This window comes from Myroides sp. DW712, assembly GCF_046557355.1.
Taxonomy (GTDB): Bacteria; Bacteroidota; Bacteroidia; order Flavobacteriales; family Flavobacteriaceae; genus Flavobacterium.
This window is the reverse complement of record NZ_JBKFDO010000011.1, coordinates 71,978-91,171: the sequence shown is the minus strand read 5'-3', so window position 1 is coordinate 91,171 and position 19,194 is coordinate 71,978. Positions and strand designations below refer to the sequence as shown.

18 protein-coding genes are annotated in these 19,194 nt (G+C 37.4%); 13 read left to right on the top strand and 5 right to left on the bottom strand.

The genetic code is table 11. The features are described 5' to 3' along the window. Positions 1-16 precede the first annotated feature (16 nt). A complete protein-coding gene (locus tag ACLJX0_RS10365) occupies positions 17-229 on the bottom strand; it encodes a hypothetical protein (protein WP_410880232.1) in 213 nt (70 codons plus the stop codon). 76 nt (positions 230-305) lie between these two features. After that, a complete protein-coding gene (locus tag ACLJX0_RS10360) occupies positions 306-1,328 on the bottom strand; it encodes a M28 family metallopeptidase (RefSeq protein WP_410880230.1) in 1,023 nt (340 codons plus the stop codon). 159 nt (positions 1,329-1,487) lie between these two features. Here ACLJX0_RS10360 and ACLJX0_RS10355 point away from each other — a divergent pair, with 159 nt between their 5' ends. Both ACLJX0_RS10355 and fsa read left to right on the top strand, forming a co-directional pair. Beyond that, positions 1,488-2,297: an SDR family oxidoreductase gene (locus ACLJX0_RS10355; protein ID WP_410880228.1), complete on the top strand. Its 810-nt coding sequence runs from the start codon at positions 1,488-1,490 to the stop codon at positions 2,295-2,297. A gap of 83 nt (positions 2,298-2,380) precedes the next feature. After that, positions 2,381-3,037 (top strand): fructose-6-phosphate aldolase, encoded by a 657-nt coding sequence (gene fsa, locus ACLJX0_RS10350; protein ID WP_410880226.1) that lies wholly within the window; start codon positions 2,381-2,383, stop codon positions 3,035-3,037. A gap of 573 nt (positions 3,038-3,610) precedes the next feature. On the opposite strand, the gene gltS is transcribed toward fsa, so the two are convergent. Further along, the gene (gene gltS, locus ACLJX0_RS10345; RefSeq protein ID WP_410880224.1) at positions 3,611-4,816 is read right to left on the bottom strand and encodes a sodium/glutamate symporter; all 1,206 of its coding nucleotides are present in this window, start codon (positions 4,814-4,816) and stop codon (positions 3,611-3,613) included. Positions 4,817-5,067: 251 nt separating this feature from the next. On the opposite strand from gltS, the gene guaA reads away from it, so the two are divergent. From guaA to ACLJX0_RS10320, 5 genes are all read left to right on the top strand, one after another. Continuing rightward, positions 5,068-6,594 carry a glutamine-hydrolyzing GMP synthase gene (gene guaA, locus ACLJX0_RS10340; RefSeq protein WP_410880222.1) on the top strand — a complete coding sequence of 509 codons (1,527 nt, stop codon included), beginning with the start codon at positions 5,068-5,070 and terminating at the stop codon, positions 6,592-6,594. A 69-nt stretch (positions 6,595-6,663) separates the two neighbouring features. After that, positions 6,664-8,691, top strand: a complete 2,028-nt coding sequence (locus tag ACLJX0_RS10335; protein ID WP_410880221.1) for a LysM peptidoglycan-binding domain-containing protein — start codon at positions 6,664-6,666, stop codon at positions 8,689-8,691. Then, positions 8,691-9,098 (top strand): OsmC family protein, encoded by a 408-nt coding sequence (locus ACLJX0_RS10330; RefSeq protein ID WP_410880219.1) that lies wholly within the window; start codon positions 8,691-8,693, stop codon positions 9,096-9,098. Before ACLJX0_RS10335 ends, ACLJX0_RS10330 begins: the two co-directional genes overlap by 1 nt. After that, positions 9,098-9,319, top strand: coding sequence for a DUF3820 family protein (locus tag ACLJX0_RS10325; protein WP_410880217.1), 222 nt, complete (start codon positions 9,098-9,100; stop codon positions 9,317-9,319). Before ACLJX0_RS10330 ends, ACLJX0_RS10325 begins: the two co-directional genes overlap by 1 nt. 317 nt (positions 9,320-9,636) lie before the next feature. Then, positions 9,637-10,941 carry an NAD(P)/FAD-dependent oxidoreductase gene (locus tag ACLJX0_RS10320; RefSeq protein ID WP_410880215.1) on the top strand — a complete coding sequence of 435 codons (1,305 nt, stop codon included), beginning with the start codon at positions 9,637-9,639 and terminating at the stop codon, positions 10,939-10,941. 1 nt (position 10,942) lies between these two features. On the opposite strand, the gene ACLJX0_RS10315 is transcribed toward ACLJX0_RS10320, so the two are convergent. After that, positions 10,943-12,037: a DUF3810 domain-containing protein gene (locus tag ACLJX0_RS10315; protein ID WP_410880213.1), complete on the bottom strand. Its 1,095-nt coding sequence runs from the start codon at positions 12,035-12,037 to the stop codon at positions 10,943-10,945. Between the two features lie 65 nt (positions 12,038-12,102). Between ACLJX0_RS10315 and ACLJX0_RS10310 the strand changes: the two genes are divergently transcribed. The 6 genes from ACLJX0_RS10310 (at position 12,103) to ACLJX0_RS10285 (ending at position 17,606) form a co-directional block, all read left to right on the top strand. Further along, positions 12,103-12,381, top strand: coding sequence for a (2Fe-2S) ferredoxin domain-containing protein (locus ACLJX0_RS10310; protein ID WP_410880211.1), 279 nt, complete (start codon positions 12,103-12,105; stop codon positions 12,379-12,381). 243 nt (positions 12,382-12,624) lie between these two features. After that, positions 12,625-13,164, top strand: coding sequence for a hypothetical protein (locus tag ACLJX0_RS10305; RefSeq protein WP_410880209.1), 540 nt, complete (start codon positions 12,625-12,627; stop codon positions 13,162-13,164). Between the two features lie 88 nt (positions 13,165-13,252). After that, complete coding sequence (locus tag ACLJX0_RS10300; RefSeq protein WP_410880207.1) at positions 13,253-13,780, top strand: hypothetical protein; 528 nt, start codon at positions 13,253-13,255, stop codon at positions 13,778-13,780. A gap of 1,027 nt (positions 13,781-14,807) precedes the next feature. Continuing rightward, on the top strand, positions 14,808-15,125 hold the full coding sequence (locus ACLJX0_RS10295) for a hypothetical protein (protein WP_410880206.1): 318 nt from the start codon (positions 14,808-14,810) through the stop codon (positions 15,123-15,125). An 837-nt stretch (positions 15,126-15,962) separates the two neighbouring features. Continuing rightward, the gene (locus ACLJX0_RS10290; RefSeq protein ID WP_410880204.1) at positions 15,963-16,781 is read left to right on the top strand and encodes a DUF6597 domain-containing transcriptional factor; all 819 of its coding nucleotides are present in this window, start codon (positions 15,963-15,965) and stop codon (positions 16,779-16,781) included. Between the two features lie 75 nt (positions 16,782-16,856). Beyond that, a complete protein-coding gene (locus tag ACLJX0_RS10285; protein ID WP_410880202.1) occupies positions 16,857-17,606 on the top strand; it encodes an MBL fold metallo-hydrolase in 750 nt (249 codons plus the stop codon). A 146-nt stretch (positions 17,607-17,752) separates the two neighbouring features. Here the strand turns inward: ACLJX0_RS10285 and ACLJX0_RS10280 are convergent, their stop codons facing one another. Next, on the bottom strand, positions 17,753-19,054 hold the full coding sequence (locus ACLJX0_RS10280) for an MFS transporter (protein ID WP_410880200.1): 1,302 nt from the start codon (positions 19,052-19,054) through the stop codon (positions 17,753-17,755). Positions 19,055-19,194 lie beyond the last annotated feature (140 nt).

Below are 19,194 nucleotides of genomic sequence, written 5' to 3'. Positions count from 1 at the left end.
TTAACGGTTTACAGTTTTATCTTAAAATAAATATCAATATATAGGTAATAACCAGTGATTTAAGGGATAGAAAGGGAAATGAGTCAACGGATAATTTACGGTTGATGACGCTAAATCCCAATGCAATAGGTAGTCCATACAAAGCATAATACATAGGAGTGTACAAGTGATGATAGACCCAAGTGGTCCAATTTCCCGTATAGGACCCTGTGAGATACGATGCTCTCATGATCCACAAGATTAAATGAATAAAACACAGGGTAAAAAGGACAATATCTACAATTTTTGCCCATTTTATTCTAGTTTTAGTTGAGTTGAGGTCGTTGTGCTCCATTGGCTAATTTCCAGGCAGTTTCGAATATAAATTGGGTTCTTTTGGTTAGAATAGGAAAATTTATCTTATCAAACGTATCGGAGGGCAAGTGATAGTCCGCATGCGTTCCGTTGTAAAAAAATATCGCGGGGATATTATTTTTCGCAAAGTTATAGTGGTCCGAGCGATAGTAAATCCGCTGGGGTTCATTGTCGTCATTAAAAGTATAGTCTAAGACCAGTTGTACTGATTCTGCATTGGCTTGTTCCGCCGTATCGTGTAAATCCTGGCTAAGTTTATCGGATCCTACTAAGAAAATATAATCATCCGTAGTAGGGTATTCAGAACTGCGTCTACCAATCATGTCAATGTTTAAGTTAGCAATGGTTTGTGCTAAGGGAATGGGTGGATTTTCTGTATAGAATTGGGAGCCAAATAAGCCAAATTCCTCTCCCGTGAGATGGAGAAAAAGAACCGAGCGTTTTGGTCGGATGCCTTCGTTGACAAGCGTTTGGAATACACGAGCGATTTCCATCACCGCTGAGGTTCCTGAACCATTGTCATCCGCGCCATAGTATATTTTATTTAATAAAATGCCCATATGATCAAAATGAGCCGAAATTACGAGCACCTCTTCTGGTTTTTCACTTCCTTCAATATACGCCCATACGTTTTCACTGTCTTTTAGTTTCATCTGCCAATTGTTCATAAAGGCAGCGGGAATGGGTTGAAAGTAACTTGTCGTATGAGGAGGCGTTTCAATACCTAGGCGTTTATAGTAATTTGCCAAATAATGCGCCGCTTTCTTCTGTCCAGGTTCTCCTGTGCGTCTCCCTTCTAAGCTATCTGCAGTTAAAACAAGCAAGCTTTTCATCAGAGAATCAGACGAAATGCGTGTAAAATACTTCGTTTTTATTTCTGTAGGCGCGGTTTGTATTACAGTTTGTGGAGATTGACATTGAACGACAGTCAACGCTAAAGAACTAAGAAAGATTAAAAAACTATATTTTCTCATAGGATATCAAATAGAGTGGTATTTCACAGGACCAGTCCAAAAATACAATTTATTTTGCGTTAGTGACATATGTTTTGTTTTCCTTTTGTTTTTAAAAGCTTGGGAACACTGCTCGTTTTTATTAGTTGTGCTATATTTGTTGAAAACAAAGTAAAAAACATGGCGAAAGTAGTTTTTATTACAGGAGGATCCTCGGGTATTGGTAAATCAATGGGTACATTTTTACATGAAAAAGGGTATAAGGTATATGGAACGAGTAGAAACCCAGAACGCGTCACGGATTCCGTTTTTCCCTTAGTTCAATTAGATGTTCGAGATGAAGAGAGTATTGCTCGTGCCATTCAAACCGTGGTAGAAAAAGAAGGACGTTTGGATATTCTAATTAACAATGCAGGAGTGGGTATCACAGGAGCTATTGAAGAAGTGCCTACAGCTGAAATCCTCAACAACTTCGAAACCAATGTGTTTGGTCCCATTGCCGTAATAAAAGCCGCCTTACCAACCATGCGCAATCAGAAGAGCGGACTAATTATCAATGTTACCTCTATTGCAGGCTATATGGGATTGCCATTCCGTGGCTATTATTCCTCTTCCAAAGGTGCTTTGGAGTTGATTACAGAATCCTTACGCATGGAATTAAAACCCTTTGGCGTTGAGGTAACGAATGTCGCTCCTGGAGATTTTGCAACGAATATTGCAGCAGGACGTTATCACGCCCCAGTAAAGGAAAAATCACCGTATGAGGAGGTGTATAAAATGTCCTTGGATATGATGAATGAACATGTGGATGATGGGGGAGATCCCATCGAAATGGCACAGGCTATCTATAAAATCATTCAAACACCTAAACCCAAAGTGCGCTATGTGGTTGGAGCACCTATGCAGAAATTTTCCTTGTTTTTGAAGAAGATTCTCCCTGGAAAAACCTACGAAAAACTCTTGATGAATCACTATAAAATTAAAGGGTAAAAAAGAAGCAAGAGAATAACAGAAACGCGAATTAATATTGTATTTTTGACACACAACATAACAGGAATTTTAAGTTTAAAATTATGAAGTTTTTTATTGACACGGCTAACTTAGATCAAATTAAGGAAGCAGAAGCGCTGGGGGTATTAGATGGAGTGACGACAAATCCTTCTCTAATGGCTAAAGAGGGAATTACTGGTGCAGCAAACATTTTAAACCACTACAAAGCAATTTGTACTATTGTAGAAGGAGATGTGAGTGCGGAGGTAATTTCAGTAGATTACGAAGGAATGATTAAAGAAGGGGAAGAGCTTGCTGCTTTACACCCACAGATTGTGGTAAAACTACCAATGACGAAAGAAGGAGTAAAAGCGTGTAAATACTTTTCAACAAAAGGTATTAAAACAAACGTTACTCTAGTGTTCTCTGCAGGACAAGCTTTATTAGCTGCAAAAGCAGGAGCAACCTATGTTTCTCCTTTTATTGGACGTTTGGATGATATTTCAACCGATGGTTTAGTACTAATCGAAGAAATTCGCCAGATTTATGACAACTATGGATACGAAACGCAAATTTTAGCAGCTTCCGTTCGTCATACCATGCATATTGTGAATTGTGCAAAAATAGGAGCAGATGTCATGACAGGTCCTTTATCTGCTATCTTAGGATTATTGAAACACCCTTTAACAGATAACGGATTAGCTCAATTCTTAGCGGATTACGCGAAAGGAAATCAATAATCGTTACAATACAAAACTTATTTACAAACATACAAACTAGAAAAAACCAATCTTGAAAAAGGTTGGTTTTTTTGTTGGTTGCTTTTTTGGTGTTTGTTCGATTTTCTCTTTATAAGAGAATTTTCTGTTTATGGGATTGCTTTTCGGTATATACAGGCAGATTACCATCAGCCCCTACTGATTCAATCCTCACCGAATCTCACCAAACCCTCACCAAACCTCACCACTTTTTTGGTTGTTCTTTGTTCGTTGTTCTTTGTTCGATTTTGTCTTCATAAGAGAATTTTCCTTTTTCAATTAGATGTAATAAACCAAAAGCCAAAAGCCGAAAAACAGTTTTTTGTTGGTTGCTCTTTGTTCTTTGGTGTTTGTTCGATTTTCTCTTTATAAGAGAATTTTCTGTTTATGGGATTGCTTTTCGGTATATACAGGCAGATTACCATCAGCCCCTACTGATTCAATCCTCACCGAATCTCACCAAACCCTCACCAAACCTCACCACTTTTTTGGTTGTTCTTTGTTCTTTGTTCGATTTTCTCTTCATAAGAGAATTTTCCCATTACGCATCACTACCTAAGATATAAACGTCAAAAACACATTCAAAATCAAGGCATTTATAATATCAATAAAGAAAGCGCCTACGAGTGGAATAATCAAGAAGGCCTTATAAGAAGGACCAAATCGATTGGTTACGGCTTGAATATTGGCTACTGCCGTTGCCGTTGCTCCTAGACCAAAACCACAATGCCCAGCACTCAGTACAATGGCGTCGTAATCTTTCCCCATCCAGCGGTAGGTAACATATGCTGCAAATACGAGCATCAACACCACTTGAATGAGTAAGATCAGCAAAATAGGTAAGGCTAAATCAACGATAAGCCAGAGCTTGAGAGACATTAAGGCACAAGCTAAAAAGATAGAGAGTCCTGTATTTCCGACCACATCAATATTGCGGCTGTGTACTTTGTATTTAAAAATATACGTTAAACTATTTCGAATCAGCAATCCAACGAACAAACACCAAACAAAAGTGGGAAGTTTAAAGGAGTATTGAGCGTTCCAATCCGCCAACCATTGCCCTAATACCAAGCAAATGGCCATCATGGTTACTGTGTGCATCATGGTCGTATAGCTGATTGGTGAGAAGTTTTTAGATTTAGTAATATCTTGTTCCTCCTCTTGTTTTTCGGTTGTTGCAGGATCTACCTCCTTGTAGTTGTTTTTTTTCAGTAAGCGATACGCTAAAGGCCCGCCAATAGAGCCACCGAAAATCAATCCAAAGGTAGCACAGGCCATACCAATTTCTTTTGCTCCCAACAGTGGATTCCCACTAACGGCAAAATCATCTGCCCAAGCGCCTGCTGTTCCGTGTCCTCCTGTTAGGGTGATGGATCCAGCAATTAGCCCAAAGCGCAAATCTAGGTTGAGTATTTTCGTTAAAATTACTCCTAAGGAGTTTTGGCAGACAATAAATATAGCCGCAATAACGAGGAATATAACTAAGGATTTTCCCCCTTGAATCAGTTTTGAAAAATCAGCATTCAAACCAATAGAGGAAAAGAATACCAACATCATACTCTGCTGAATGGCTTCGTTAAACGTAAAATCCGTCCCTAAAAAGGAATGCGCTCCCCAAGTAAACAAGGCAATTAAGAAACCGCCAACTACCGGTTCAGGAATATTGTACTTTTGTAGCCAATTGATTTTGGATACAATAAAATGTCCTAATAATAAGACTAAACAAGCTAACATTAAGGTTTCGTAGATTCCAAAATCCATAGGGTGTGTTTTTAAGTTTTTTCCTCCTGTTTGTAAGGGAAACAGGCCTACTTGAGCCACAAATATAAGTAAAGATCAAGTCAGTTAGCACTACAAGAAATGTTTTTTGCGTGTATTTTAAGTATTTTATTTATGAGAATGTGAAAATATTTGAATCTTTTATCTTTTTAGCAAAGACCCTTGTGAATTTAGCAATAAAAAAAATGCTGTAAAACTGTTTTGTAGTCTGTGTGAAATATCTATTTTTGCATATGCAACACAATGTACTTATTTTAGATTTTGGTTCGCAATACACCCAGTTAATTGCGAGAAGGGTTCGAGAATTAAATATATTCTGCGAAATCCTGCCTTATAATGGTTTACCCGAGGATTTATCAGCGTATAATGCGGTAATTTTATCCGGAAGCCCTTATTCTGTTCGTTCAGAAGAAGCTTTACATCCAGATTTAGCGCAAATTAAAGGTAAATTACCTTTGTTAGCGGTGTGTTATGGAGCGCAATATTTAGCTCATTTCTTCGGAGGTGAAGTCGCGCCATCTGATACACGTGAATACGGAAGAGCGAATCTTGCTTTCATTGCTAATGATCCTTTCTTAAAAGATATCCCACAAAATAGTCAAGTGTGGATGAGTCACAGTGATACCATCAAAGCGTTACCTACGAATGCTGTTTTATTAGCAAGTACAGCAGATGTAAGCAATGCGGCTTATAAAATTGAGGGTGAGCAAACATATGCTATTCAATTCCACCCAGAAGTGTACCACTCAACGGATGGTGCTCAATTATTGAAAAACTTCTTAGTTGATATTGCTGGCGTAAAACAAGATTTTACACCTGCTTCATTCGTTGATGAAACGATTGCTGATTTACGTGCAAAAGTTGGAAACGAAAAAGTTGTTTTAGCCCTTTCAGGAGGAGTTGATTCAACAGTTGCAGCTGTCTTATTGAGCAAGGCAATTGGAGATAACTTACACTGTATCTTTGTAAATAACGGATTATTGCGCAAAAATGAATTTGCTAACGTATTAAAGCAATATGAAGGAATGGGATTAAACGTGAAAGGAGTAGATGCTTCTCAACGTTTTATGGACGCTTTGGCAGGTCAAGAAGATCCAGAAACTAAGCGTAAAACGATTGGACGTGTGTTCATCGAAGTATTTGACGACGAATCAAAACTAATTCAAGACGCTACGTTCTTAGGACAAGGAACCATTTATCCAGATGTAATTGAGTCTATTTCTGTTAAAGGACCTTCAGCGACAATCAAATCTCACCACAACGTAGGAGGACTTCCTGACTTCATGAAGTTGAAAGTTGTCGAGCCTTTGCGTATGTTGTTCAAAGATGAAGTACGTCGTGTAGGTGCTTCTTTGGGAATTGATCCTGAACTATTAGGACGTCACCCTTTCCCAGGACCAGGATTAGCGATTCGTATCTTAGGAGACATTACACCAGAGAAAGTAAGTTTATTACAAGAGGTAGATGCTATCTTCATCAACGGATTAAAAGAACACGGATTATACAATTCGGTTTGGCAAGCAGGAGCAATCTTATTACCAGTGAATTCAGTAGGGGTAATGGGAGACGAAAGAACGTATGAAAAAGTAGTAGCCCTACGTGCAGTTGCTTCAACAGATGGAATGACGGCAGACTGGGTACACTTACCGTACGAGTTCTTAATGGAGATTTCGAATAAGATCATCAATAAAGTTAAAGGAGTAAATAGAGTGGTATACGATATCAGTTCTAAACCACCTGCAACAATTGAATGGGAATAAAAAGTAAAAAAATAAATAAGTCGCTGTATATTTGTAGAGCGACTTATTCGTTTTTATAAAAGAATCAAGATGAAAAAGAGAATTGTTATAGCTGTAGCAGCATTTATATTTACCAGTGGATTAACTTACGCCCAAGAACAAAATTATACTACGTATCGCGTGAGTAAAGGCGAGACGATTAGTAAAATAGCAAGAGAACACAAAATTTCAGTCAGTGAGATTTTGCGATTAAATCCAGACGCTAAAACGGGAATCAAAGAAGGTGATGTAATCCAAGTTCCCACAGGTAACACGCCAGCAACAGCAGCTGTAACGAGTAAAAATACAACCCAAATTACACCACCTACTGATACGAAGCGCAAAACGCATCTCGTCCAGGCCAAAGAAACCGTTTTTGGTATTAGCCGTCAGTATAACGTTAGTGTGCAGGATTTATACCAATGGAACCCTGAATTGGAACGCAAGGGATTAAAGGCGAATAGCTATTTGTATATTGCCCCATCCGCAACTACTGCACCGACAGATCAATCCGTTCAGGTCAATGTTGTACTAGCAGCTACAAAAGCAGATACGCCTTTGGATAAAGCAAAAGTGAGCTATAAGGAAATCGAAATAGAACCCAAACAAACGCTGTATAGTTTAGCCGTTGAATACCAAACGAGTGTACAGAAAATTATGGAACTTAATCCAGAATTGAACGAGGGGTTAAAAAGTGGACAAAAAATAAAAGTGCCTATTGTCGGGCAAAAGGGAACGGTTTCAACGGGTATGACAGAAGTGAAACCCACAACAACAGAAACGATAGCAAAGCAGAGTGGAGCATACCGTACGGTTAGGATTGAACCCAAACAAACGTTGTTTAGCTTGGCGAAGGAAAACAATACGACTATTGAAGAATTAGTGGAATTGAATCCAGAGTTGAGAAAAGGCTTGCAAATCGGGATGGAAGTGAAATTGCCAAATACAGCAGGGGAAGGTACAATAGAATCTACTACAACCCAACCTAAGTGGAATATGGAGTCTTCTGGTTCTTTTGTTGATTTAACCCAATCATTGGACCGCTATACGGCTAAAGAACTAGTTTTACTTTTGCCGTTTAATGCCTCTCGTATTGGAGATGCAGCAACGGAGCGTATGAAAACAGATGGTTTCCTGAATATGACGATGGATTTCTATTTAGGTGCTAAATTAGCTGTTGACAAAGCAGTAGGAATGGGATTGCCTCTTACCGTTAAAGTGTTTGATTCCAACGAAACAAAAAACAGTTCGGATGTGAAGCGCATTTTAACAGGAGAGAACTTAAGTAAAACAGAAGTAGTTATCGGACCTTTCTTCCAAAGCAATGTAGATGATGCAGTAAAAGCACTCCCGAATAGTGATATCATATTGGTTTCTCCCTTGTCGAATGAAAAAGCAAATCCCTCTTCTCAATTGGTGCAAACCATGCCGTATGGCGATGTGTTGAAACAATCGTTATTGGAGTACTTCATTCAAAAAGAGAGTAAAATTACCGTGATTGTAGACGAAAAGAAAGCGTCGACCAAGCGTTTCATGCAACGCTTTTATCCGAATATCAAACTATTGGAAACGAAAGATATAAAAGATATTGATAAAACCTTAGTCGCAGGAAAGAACAATGCGTTTATTTTAGATTCAAACAGCATTGAGTCTGCTTTGTTGTTGACAGATAAATTAAAAAATAAAACTAGTCAATTCGACATTCAAGTAGCTTCCTTTGACAAGAGCGAAGTTTTTGACTATGGAGAAATTAAGATTGAAACTTTAGTGGCGTTACACTATACGTTTCCGTCGGTAACCCGAGATAGCGAATCGAGCTTGGATACAGCCTTTGCACGCGAGTATAAAGCACAAAATAATGCGTTGCCCAACCGTTTTGCCATTCGCGGATACGATGTTACCTTAGATGTTATTTTGCGCATGTTCCAAAAAGACGGATTTACCGGTGCGATGGGATTAAAATCGAACGAAATTGAGAATAAGTTCGTTTACAGTAAGAACCCAGAGGGAACGGTGCGCAATAGAGGGGTGTATATCCTACAGTACAATGATGATTTAACCGTAAAAGTAGTAGAATAATGTTGTCAAAAATAACGTATTTAGGGGATTTAAGAACAGAATCCGTACACATTCAGTCAGGAGAGCACATTCTTACCGATGCTCCCGTAGATAATCACGGAAAAGGACAAGCATTTTCCCCAACGGATATGGTGACCAATGCCGCAGGGTCTTGTGCCATGACAATTATGGGAATCAAAGCTAATGAATTAGGTGTTGATTTAGTGGGGTCAACTATAGAAGTATACAAGGAAATGCAAGCCGACCCAAGGAGAATTAAGAAAATTACCTTACATGCTACTATGGTGAGTACAGCCAACGACAAAGAACGTGTGATTTTAGAACGCGTAGCGATGCATTGCCCCGTATTGTTGAGTTTACACCCAGAAATTGAGAAGGAAGTAACCTTTAGTTGGACCCAAAAATAATGCTGAACAATCAAAAAGAACTTATTGAATTAGCGAAGGCTAAAATGCCTTTTGGTAAGTACGAAGGCAAGTATTTAATTGACCTACCTGAGTATTATGTGGTGTGGTATCACAATAAAGGCTTTCCCAAAGGAAAATTAGGTCAACAATTAGCGTTGGTATACGAATTAAAATTAAATGGGTTAGAACCCTTAATTCGAAATATTCGAAATAATTTTTAAACGATAAACGGACTTCAGCGTCCGTTTTTTTGTTTGGTTCAGTAGCTAAAAACAGGGGATAATACTCGTAAATACAGTAAAAAGTGTTAATTCTTTCTTTTGGTAAAAAAGGTAGTTAAATAAAAAAAGGGAAGTGTATGTTATTTATTTTTTGTAAATTATCAGTTTAGATCTCTTTTTTTATCAATCGGATAAAAAAAACCTTTATTTTTTAGGCAGATACTAAAGAGGTGTTTTGCTTTTTATTTCTTGATTTAAACTGGAAACGCAAAACTTGATAAATAGTCGTAAATTTGTGAGATAAAAATAGCGTAGTTATGATGAATATTCCTACATCTAATCGTCCCAGAGTAGTAATTATTGGAGGAGGATTCGGTGGATTAGCACTAGCTAAGAAATTGAAAAATAAAAATTTTCAAGTTGTATTATTAGATAAGCATAATTATCATACATTCCAACCGTTGCTGTATCAAGTCGCTACTGGTGGCCTTGAGTCAGGTTCTATTGCCTTCCCAATACGCAAGGTGGTTCAGAATTATGAGGGAATTTTCTTTCGCGTCGCTCAAGTTCAACGCATCGATACCGAAAATAAAAAAGTAATCGCCGATATTGGAACTATCTTTTTTGACTACTTGGTAATCGCTACAGGATCAAAAACAAACTTTTTTGGCAATACCGCTATCCAACAACATAGTATGGCGATGAAGACGATTCCACAATCGTTAAACATCCGCAGTTTAGTATTAGAAAATTTTGAAGAAGCATTGTTGACCAATGATGAAAAAGAAAAGCGTGCGCTGATGAATTTCGTTATTGTGGGGGCAGGACCAACTGGAGTTGAACTAGCAGGAGCTTTAGCTGAAATGAAGAAACACGTGTTGCCTAAAGATTATCCCGATTTGGATATTCGACAAATGGAAATCAACGTGATTCAAGGGGGAACTAAAGTATTGGATGCCATGTCGGAGAAATCATCACGACGTGCACAAGAATTCTTAGAAAAATTAGGCGTCAATGTTTGGGTCAATGAAATTGTAACAGACTTTGATGGTAAAACTGTACATACCAAGTCAGGATTAACCTTTGAAACCGAAACAGTGATCTGGACCGCAGGGGTAATGGGAGCTGTGATAGATGGTTTTGAAGCTTCGGTGATTCAACGAGGAAATCGCTTAAAAGTGAATGAGTTTAACCAAGTGGATGGATTTACCGATATTTTTGCCATTGGTGATGTGGCGGCGATGGTAACCGAAAACTTGCCGATGGGGCACCCAATGATGGCACAACCCGCTATTCAACAAGGGGAGTTGTTGGCAAAGAACTTAATTCAATTGAGAGAAGGTAAACCGTTGAAGAAGTTTGCTTATAACGATAAAGGATCGATGGCAACCATTGGACGAAATAAAGCTGTGGTTGACTTACCTAAGTTCCACTTTAGTGGATTCTTTGCGTGGTTCGTTTGGATGTTCGTTCACTTGATGTCGTTAATCGGATTTAGAAATAAATTCTTAGTGTTTTGGAACTGGGTATACAATTACCTAATGTTTGATCGCCAAGCGCGTTTAATCGTCCGACCATACAAAAAGAAGAACGAAGAAAGCTTTAAAAAGAATAACGAATAAATTAGAAAGAGTCTGTAAATACAGGCTCTTTTTTATTGTAGTGAATCAAGAGGTCGATGAATTTGTTATAAGAACGAATGCCCTCTTTTTGGTTGTTGATTTTGAGAAAATTGCTGTAAATGAACTTAAATATTGTATCCGTAACGGATTTGTAGGAACGCCAGAAGAGCGTATTTTCAATTAAGTTCGCGTGTACCCCTGGGTAAATCTGGTCCAATAAAGCTTTGAAATCAGCTTCCGTTTCTTCCCCTTCTATTGCTTTTAGGCAGTAGCGCAAGGCAAAGATATTGGCTGAATATTGATAGCGTATATCCGCTTGTTTCTTGGCGGCAAGGAATCCAATAAAATTTGCTTCACTTTCTTTGGCATATCCTACTTGATGTGCAATTTCATGTGAAGCAGTGACGATAAGCGTAGACGTGGGGATTTTAGTATTTACTTGTGCTTCTAAGGTAAAGGGGTTGATATAGCCCGAAAAACCCATATAGGTTAAGGGTAAACTATAGAGGGAGCCTTTGGCTTTTTGATGGGCATAGGTAAACCAAGTGGTGGTTTCACTTAAGGTTTGAATACCCAATTGGGCGTCTTGTTGGATTAGGGCCTTATCTGCAGGGAGAACAACCGCTTGTAAAGAATCCTGTGTAATAGCAAGTTGCAAGGCATTGGTTTGTTGAATCATCACTTGGGTGATATCCAAGAGCTCTTGCTTGGAATACCCCTGTTGTAGCTCCAATTGCGTGGCTAAAGGAATTCTATAGTTGTTAAACCCCCAAAAAAGGTTAAAGGCGACGTAGAAAAGAATACAACTTTTAAGCAGTAAGCCTATATAGGCGCGCAGGCGCTGTCTTGTTTTTGGATGTCCTTTCCAGATTTGACGGATTTTCCACAACAAAAATAACCCCACCAAAAAGTAGAGTATGTCGCCTAAAGAAAAGGGGAATAGATTCGTAACAGCGGTCAGGATTCGCAAATAAAACGCGTAAAAACCGTGGGTATAGAATCGCTCTACCCATTGAGGATTAGTAGTTAAGGCATATTTAAGCAGGAGGAATAGCACAAATCCCACCAGGTAGTATCTTGTTTTGATTAGGCGCATTTTAACTAAAAATTTATTTAGAATAGATAAATATAACCATATATTTGCAGCAAATCTTGGTTCAAATGAGTAAAGTTAAGAAAGGTGAGCGAACAATCTTCGTTTGCGACGGAAAAAAATGTTGCCGCTACAATGAGGAGGCCAAAGCTTGCTTTCAAGACCTCTTAACAGAAAGCGGACTTGAATCAGATTACAACCTTTGTAAAATGAAGTGCCAAGGCATGTGTAAAAAGGCCCCCGTGGTCTATCTTTCGGAACATGATACCTACAAAAAAGAAGTGACCAAGAAAAAAGCAAAGAAGATTTTTGAGAAATATGTGACAGTTGCTGTTTTGTCTTCGTAATGGAGATTCAAATTAAAGAAAGAAGAAATTCAGGTAATCTATATTATGCTGTAAACGTAGAAAGAGAATAAAAATTATAGCGATGAACCTACACGATGTTGTGGGTTTTGTTTTTTATATGATTTCGATTTTAAATTCAGAGAAGCGTATAACTTTGTGGAATCATTAACGGAACAGCTGCTTTAATTAACACCATACCAGTATGTACACAACAACCCGATTAATTTGGTTGATCCTACGAGGATGAGTGCGCAAAATCCTGGAGAAGGAGATCCTGTGAAACAACCCCAACTTGGTAATATAGTAAACAGTGCATTATCCGAAATGGGAACTGTATTAGATGAGATTGTTATTAATGTACAAAAAGGTGCCGATAAATTAGCTTCGGATTGGGAAAAGAATAAAGAAAAATCAGGGTATAATCATTTTAGAAGAGGTATTAAAAATTGGAAATTGGAAGGAATGAGTTTTACAATGGAAGGCGGTAAATCATCTCCTTGGGAAGCACCGAAAGGAAGTAGATTTACTCTATGGGTTGATGTGACAAAATTTATGATTTTTGCAATGGATGTTTTTGGACCTGAAACAATATTACCTGGAGTTGCTCCCGATGGAAGTAATACGACAGAAAATTGGTTTGGTAGAAAAAAGGATAGAATGATAAAACATACATACGATGGGTTTAGGGTTCATAATCCTAATGAATATAGTTATTCTGAAGATAATGTGCCTTTTTATATTGTACACAACAGAGAGATACTTTTTTACCAGAAAGTAGAATAAAAAACACTAATTGGACTAATTTTAGAAAATTGGATTCTATAAATAAAAATAAAGAAGCAAAAATGTGGAATAATAAATATAAAATACAATGAGATTAATAAGTTTGTTATTATTAGTATTGGTACTTTCTTCTTGTGAAAAAAAACAAAAGAAAGAAGATAATTTTGCAAAATATAAGGATATGCAATTAACGGAATCGCGTACTAAATCAATAAATGGAAATATTGGCTATACATTCGATTTGCCCGATACCTTGAGAGTAAATCAACCTTATGATATTGTTTTTAAATTTGACAGCCCTTTTGATACAATAGTAGACCCAATGGTCTCTGATAGTCTTAAATTTAGGGCTATAACTATGTTCTATTATAAACCTATAAAAGTTGGAGTTAGAAATAAGGGGAGTGATTTTGTAATAAAAGATTCCATTTATATACCTAATAAACAATTTACTTTAGAAAATTTTAAAATAGAGGAAAAAGGAAAATATGTTTTTTTAGTATTAATTGAAGATCAAATTATGAATTATCATTATAATGATGTAGGAAAAAATGACTCTGTTCATTTTGATAGAATATTTGAAGAAATAAAAAAAGAAGTAGTAGTAATTGAGTAATATACTACAGTTAGAATAAAACATCACCCCAACCTTCCAAAACGGATCAAAGGGGTTTGTTTTAGTTAACAGTTTACTGTTAACGGTTGACAGAAGAATATTCAATACAAAGAGAATTAAAACTGTAAACAGTAAACCGTCCACTGTAAACCAAATAAAAACACCCCACCACCGTTACACTATTAAAAAAGGCTTCGACTATCCAACGACAATGGTAAGAGTGTTTCAAAACATAAAGTACAGCCGAAGACTACAAAAAAGCAACAGTGAATTTAGTTAACAGTTTACGGTTCACGGTTTACGGAAGATTATTCAATATAAAGAGAAGTAAAACTGTTTGCTGTAAACCGTCCACCGTAAACCAAAAAGTAGTTGGGTTTTGGACAACTATTTACAATAAAAAGAGAATCGAAACTGTTCGCTATAAACTGTCCACAGTAAACTATATTTATCGTCAGTGGAGTAGTAAAGAGGAACGCAGTGAGTCGAAGGCTACGATAGTGCCGATAAACAATGTAGTTTTACAAAGACTACTTTTTTGCTTTGAACTAAAGACTACTACCACAATGAAGAAAAATAGACAAATGAAAATAAAAAGATTGTATGTATTTATTTTGACACCATAGCAGACTAAAAACAGCAAAGAGACAATATCAATCAGCACATAAACAAACGCTGTTAAAAAAAGCGTCAACTACCCAATAAAAAGAAAGATTACCGTATGAAGTAATCAAAGGAATTGCGATATTTACTTTGCAGTTAACTTAATATACTAAACAAAAAAGGAAGTGAAGTAGTTGTTGAATAAACAGCAAAACACCAAAAAGTTATCACATATACAGACGCACATGACAGTGTACCGTTAACAGTTTAGGAGGTATTCTTCCATACAAAGACAATCAAAAGGTTCCACGTACTACATACCATTCACCACCACCCCAGAGAAACAAAAACCAATCCAATCTTCTAAATCAGGAATTTAAATTGTAGTTTTATCCAACTAAATATAGATGTTGTGAAAAAAGGAATGATTATTTTTTTAGTGGTGGTGCTTGTAGCTATTATTCAAATTAGCTATATGATGAATACGCAGTATGCCACAGGAGATTCGAGCGAAGAAATTCATTTTGTCATTGATCAAGTGGAAATCACCCCAGAGGCAACGTATTCTTTTCACGATGTAGAAGGAAAACCCTTTACGGACTATACCTTCTCATTAGCCAAAGAAATTAAACCAGGAGATATCATTGCCAGAAAGGCCAACTCGAAAGAAATAGTGGTTTACCGAGTAGATCCACAAGGAAATAAAGAGGTGGTGATGGAAGTAACGATGAAAGAGAAATAGGTTTTTTGGGTATTTGGCTTTCGGTATTTGTTTTTTGTTTTTCGACTGTTGTATTGATAGATGATAAACAAGGTATCATCTTATTCAACCTTTGGAATACATACAATGAAAATTCGAAATAGTTGGCGATTATATCCTTTATGGCTACTTCTAGGTCTTTTTTTCTACTTTCATTTTACAGGTACATACAATAGAACAAAGTTTTATGAACGTAGTATAAATGAAAAAGTAATAGATAGTAGTAGTTGGCAAACACGAACCATCGAATATTATTTGGAAAATGGTTTATCAATAAATATTACAGTTTTAGATCGTATTGATTTAAAAGTTGGTGATTCTATAGTAAAGGGATTACAGACGAATCAGTTTAAAGTATATAGAAAAGAATCAGATGGAAAGTATAAGTTTCATAAACATTATACTTTAGAGTAGAAAAATAGGAGGCGAACCTTCGTTCCTCAGGGTGACATAACGAATGTTTGTTGTGTAGGTGATGATTTTTGAACTGTCAACCAGTTTCCTTTGGGTTTTGTTTGGGTTTTGTTTTAGTTTCCTTCGATAAAAGTGGCTTTTATCCTAGTAAAACCTAGGTTTTATTGAGGGTTTACCGAACAACTACCAAACAAAACTAAAACAAGATACAGCTAATAGGTTGTAAGTGTGTGGTTTAGTGTTGTGTTGATGGGGAAATAAATCTATTCTAGGACTTTATACTCCCTCGAACGGTAAAAATAGGATAGGGGACTTGTTTCGTGTTTTTTAATGGTTAACTTTTGTGCAATTAATTAAACAAATCCATCGTGAATCATCTCTTTTGTAAACTAAATTGTCAACCAAATGAATATTCAATTTTTTGAACCACCAGAGGCTTTACGCTTGATAATCAAAGGATATTGGTATGTTGAGGCAACTTGTTTCAAACATGAATCTTATCGTATATTCTCAGATGGATATCCTGGAGTAATTTTACAGCATGAACAAGGGCAGTCGGGTTTGTTTAGAGGCAATGAGGCATTGCCTTTGTGTTTTCTCTACGGTCAAAAGACTAAAGGGTTTTGTTTAAATACGTGTCGGAAAGGCACGATGTTTTTTGGTATTCAACTTCAACCTTATACGTTGAAACATTTTTGGGGAATTGATGCGGCTCAATTAACGGATCTTTGTGTGGATGCGCGCGAGTTATTAAACATACAAGTTGATCAATTATTGACCTTTACAAAAGTGGAACAGTTTATTTCCTATTTTAATGCGTATTTGGGACGATTAATGTCTTCCGCTACAACTTCGCTTTCTTATATTGTTCCACTAGCTGGCGAATTTGAATCTTATTTAAGCTGTACGAGTACCCAACTAGCCGTAGCATGTCGGGTTTCTACTCGAACTTTTCAACGAGAGTTTAAGGCGTATATTGGAGTGAGTTTTGAAGCCTATAAGCAATTGACCAAGTTTCATCTGGCCATGCAGAAACTACAGCAAATGGGAGACGGTAAGTTGGTTGAATTAGCTTATGACTTAGCTTATGCAGATCAGGCACACTTTGGGCGATTATTTAAATTGTATTCGGGATATACCCCAAAAGCATTTGTACAAAAACAATGGTGTTATAATGAGGTAGATATTATGCGTACCCAGCGTTTGCGTATTGTTGCAGAGTAATTCTTGTCGTTTTTGTTCTATTTTTTTATGTGGAGATGAGCGTAGTTTGCTTTTTAATCTTAAAATAGTAGGCCTATGAAAGTACATCATCTCAATTGTGTAGAAATTCAATCGCCAACAGGTGATCGAGCCATTGGACATTGTGTCTTACTCGAGACACCTGAAAAGTTAATCTTGTTGGATGCAGGAATTAGCAGTATTGATTTAGCTCAACCGACCCTGCATTTTAGTGAAACACTGTTGAAAGAAGTGGGCTTTAATTTTGAAATAACTCGCTCTGCTAAAGAGCAAATAAACAATCTGGGGCTAGATCCCACACGGGTAACAGATATTGTATTGACTCATCTCGATTGTGATCACAGCAGTGGTTTACTTGATTTCCCACAAGCTACGGTTCACGTAGGAATGGAAGAGTGGACGAGCTTTACGCAAGAAGAACCTCGTTATTTACCTTTCGTTTTACAACATCAACCAAAGGTTAGACAGTATACAACGTCTCAAACTACTTGGTGGGGTCTTGAAGCCCGTAGGTTATCTTTACATCCCGCACTAAAAATCGCTTTGATTCCATTATTCGGTCATACTCTTGGTCATTGTGGGATAGCTTTCGAAGTCAATGATAAGGCCTATTTCTACATTGGGGATGCTTATTATCTTCGGGTAGAATTAACTGATTCCACACATCCAATTCACGAGCTAACAAAGGCTAGAGCTGCGGATAATGAACAACGTATCCAAACACTAACTCGATTAATGGCGTTTGTCAAAGCACATCCTGAAGTAAATACATTTGGCTATCACGATTATAGTGAAATGGATAATTAGAAAAAAGAAAGGATTGAGGAATAATGTTCATTTGGTGTTTAGCTTTTGACAGTTATCGTTTTACAGTAGTTGTCAGCAGTTCTTTTTTTGATTTTTAAAACTTATCATGCCAAAAACCAAACACCAACCCCCAAAAGCCAAACAGCCTACCGTTTCGTTTTAATCAATCGATCGACTTTGTACATTAACAAGATACTCAAACAAGAAACCCCTACAACCACGTATCCAACGATATCATAATTCATTAAAGGGCTGTTTTTATGCTCTTGGTAAACGATGAGTCCAGCAATAGCGGCGGCGATTCCCCCCGCAATTTGTTGAATAGACGCATTGATACTCATGAAGGCTCCGCGATCTTTTCCTTCTGGAACCGCACTTGTCAGAGCAGATGAGGGCACCATACGACTCATGATACCAAACATCATCAAAATATTAATCACCATAACCAACCATAGTGGAATTTGTGCCATATTGGTGTATACCACACAAACGAGCATCAACCAGAAAGAGGCTAGGCTAAATAAAAGGTATTTATTCATGCGGTCGCTCAGTTTTCCAATAAACGGCATAAAAATAAGCGAAGTTACGCCAGATACCATGAATAGGAGGGGTAGTTGATCTGGATGAACCCCTAAATTATTTACGGCGAATATCGTTCCGAAAGGCATCATCATAAAGCCCCCAACCGATAAGAAGGTGGTAGCGATAAAACCAACGCGATAATCCTTGTTTTTTAGCGTATTCCACAGGTGGGTTATTGCTTTGTGGTCTTGTTGCAAGGCCAAGTGTTTGTTGACTGGGTGTAAGTATAGACGAATTAGAACTGCAATAACCATGGAGAGTATAACAATCAAGAAGAAAGGCGCTTCCCAAGCCCATTTATTGGCGATGTATAGTCCGATGGGAATCCCCAATACCTGACTCGCACCAAAGCCCATTTGGATAAACCCCATCACGCGTCCGCGTTGTTGGAGGCTGAAAATATCCGTAATAATCGCCATGGAGATGGAACCAATAACTCCACCAAATAAACCCGTAAAAATTCGAGCAGCTACCAGCGTTTCATACGAATACGCCAAGCCACAGAACAACGTTCCAATAATAAAACCAATGTAGAAAAAGAGCAGCAATCGCTTGCGGTCAAACTTATCAGCAAATCCCGCTGTTAGCAAGCCAGAAGCCCCCGCACTAAACGCATAAGCCGATACCGCAATACCGAAGTCTTGCGTATCCATGGCTAAACTTTTGAGTAGCAAATCCCCCAAAGGAGCCATAACCATAAAGTCTAAAATAACCGTAAACTGAGTAATCGCGAGTATAAAGATGACAAATTTCTCATACCTTGAAAAAGGCACTGTGGCAGTTGCTTGCATAATAACTGGAGCTAAAGGTTGAGTTTGTTTTGTACTTTTACTTTTGAACGAAAAGTTCCAAACAAAGGCAGGCAAAGATAGGTCATTATTCCTTCTGTTTTTCTATAGAAGACAAGGTAGCCTACTAATTTAGAATAAGATAAAATAGCAATGGAACACGCTCATTTTTTTGTATAAACAGCTAAAATTTATAGCAACTGGACTAAACATCGCAC

Excerpts from the sequence above, each read along its gene's own strand:
- ACLJX0_RS10365 (WP_410880232.1), bottom strand. The coding sequence starts at position 229 with ATGAGAGCATCGTATCTCACAGGGTCCTATACGGGAAATTGGACCACT.
- ACLJX0_RS10360 (WP_410880230.1), bottom strand. The coding sequence starts at position 1,328 with ATGAGAAAATATAGTTTTTTAATCTTTCTTAGTTCTTTAGCGTTGACT.
- ACLJX0_RS10355 (WP_410880228.1), top strand. The coding sequence starts at position 1,488 with ATGGCGAAAGTAGTTTTTATTACAGGAGGATCCTCGGGTATTGGTAAA.
- fsa (WP_410880226.1), top strand. The coding sequence starts at position 2,381 with ATGAAGTTTTTTATTGACACGGCTAACTTAGATCAAATTAAGGAAGCA.
- gltS (WP_410880224.1), bottom strand. The coding sequence starts at position 4,816 with ATGGATTTTGGAATCTACGAAACCTTAATGTTAGCTTGTTTAGTCTTA.
- guaA (WP_410880222.1), top strand. The coding sequence starts at position 5,068 with ATGCAACACAATGTACTTATTTTAGATTTTGGTTCGCAATACACCCAG.
- ACLJX0_RS10335 (WP_410880221.1), top strand. The coding sequence starts at position 6,664 with ATGAAAAAGAGAATTGTTATAGCTGTAGCAGCATTTATATTTACCAGT.
- ACLJX0_RS10330 (WP_410880219.1), top strand. The coding sequence starts at position 8,691 with ATGTTGTCAAAAATAACGTATTTAGGGGATTTAAGAACAGAATCCGTA.
- ACLJX0_RS10325 (WP_410880217.1), top strand. The coding sequence starts at position 9,098 with ATGCTGAACAATCAAAAAGAACTTATTGAATTAGCGAAGGCTAAAATG.
- ACLJX0_RS10320 (WP_410880215.1), top strand. The coding sequence starts at position 9,637 with ATGATGAATATTCCTACATCTAATCGTCCCAGAGTAGTAATTATTGGA.
- ACLJX0_RS10315 (WP_410880213.1), bottom strand. The coding sequence starts at position 12,037 with ATGCGCCTAATCAAAACAAGATACTACCTGGTGGGATTTGTGCTATTC.
- ACLJX0_RS10310 (WP_410880211.1), top strand. The coding sequence starts at position 12,103 with ATGAGTAAAGTTAAGAAAGGTGAGCGAACAATCTTCGTTTGCGACGGA.
- ACLJX0_RS10305 (WP_410880209.1), top strand. The coding sequence starts at position 12,625 with ATGAGTGCGCAAAATCCTGGAGAAGGAGATCCTGTGAAACAACCCCAA.
- ACLJX0_RS10300 (WP_410880207.1), top strand. The coding sequence starts at position 13,253 with ATGAGATTAATAAGTTTGTTATTATTAGTATTGGTACTTTCTTCTTGT.
- ACLJX0_RS10295 (WP_410880206.1), top strand. The coding sequence starts at position 14,808 with ATGATTATTTTTTTAGTGGTGGTGCTTGTAGCTATTATTCAAATTAGC.
- ACLJX0_RS10290 (WP_410880204.1), top strand. The coding sequence starts at position 15,963 with ATGAATATTCAATTTTTTGAACCACCAGAGGCTTTACGCTTGATAATC.
- ACLJX0_RS10285 (WP_410880202.1), top strand. The coding sequence starts at position 16,857 with ATGAAAGTACATCATCTCAATTGTGTAGAAATTCAATCGCCAACAGGT.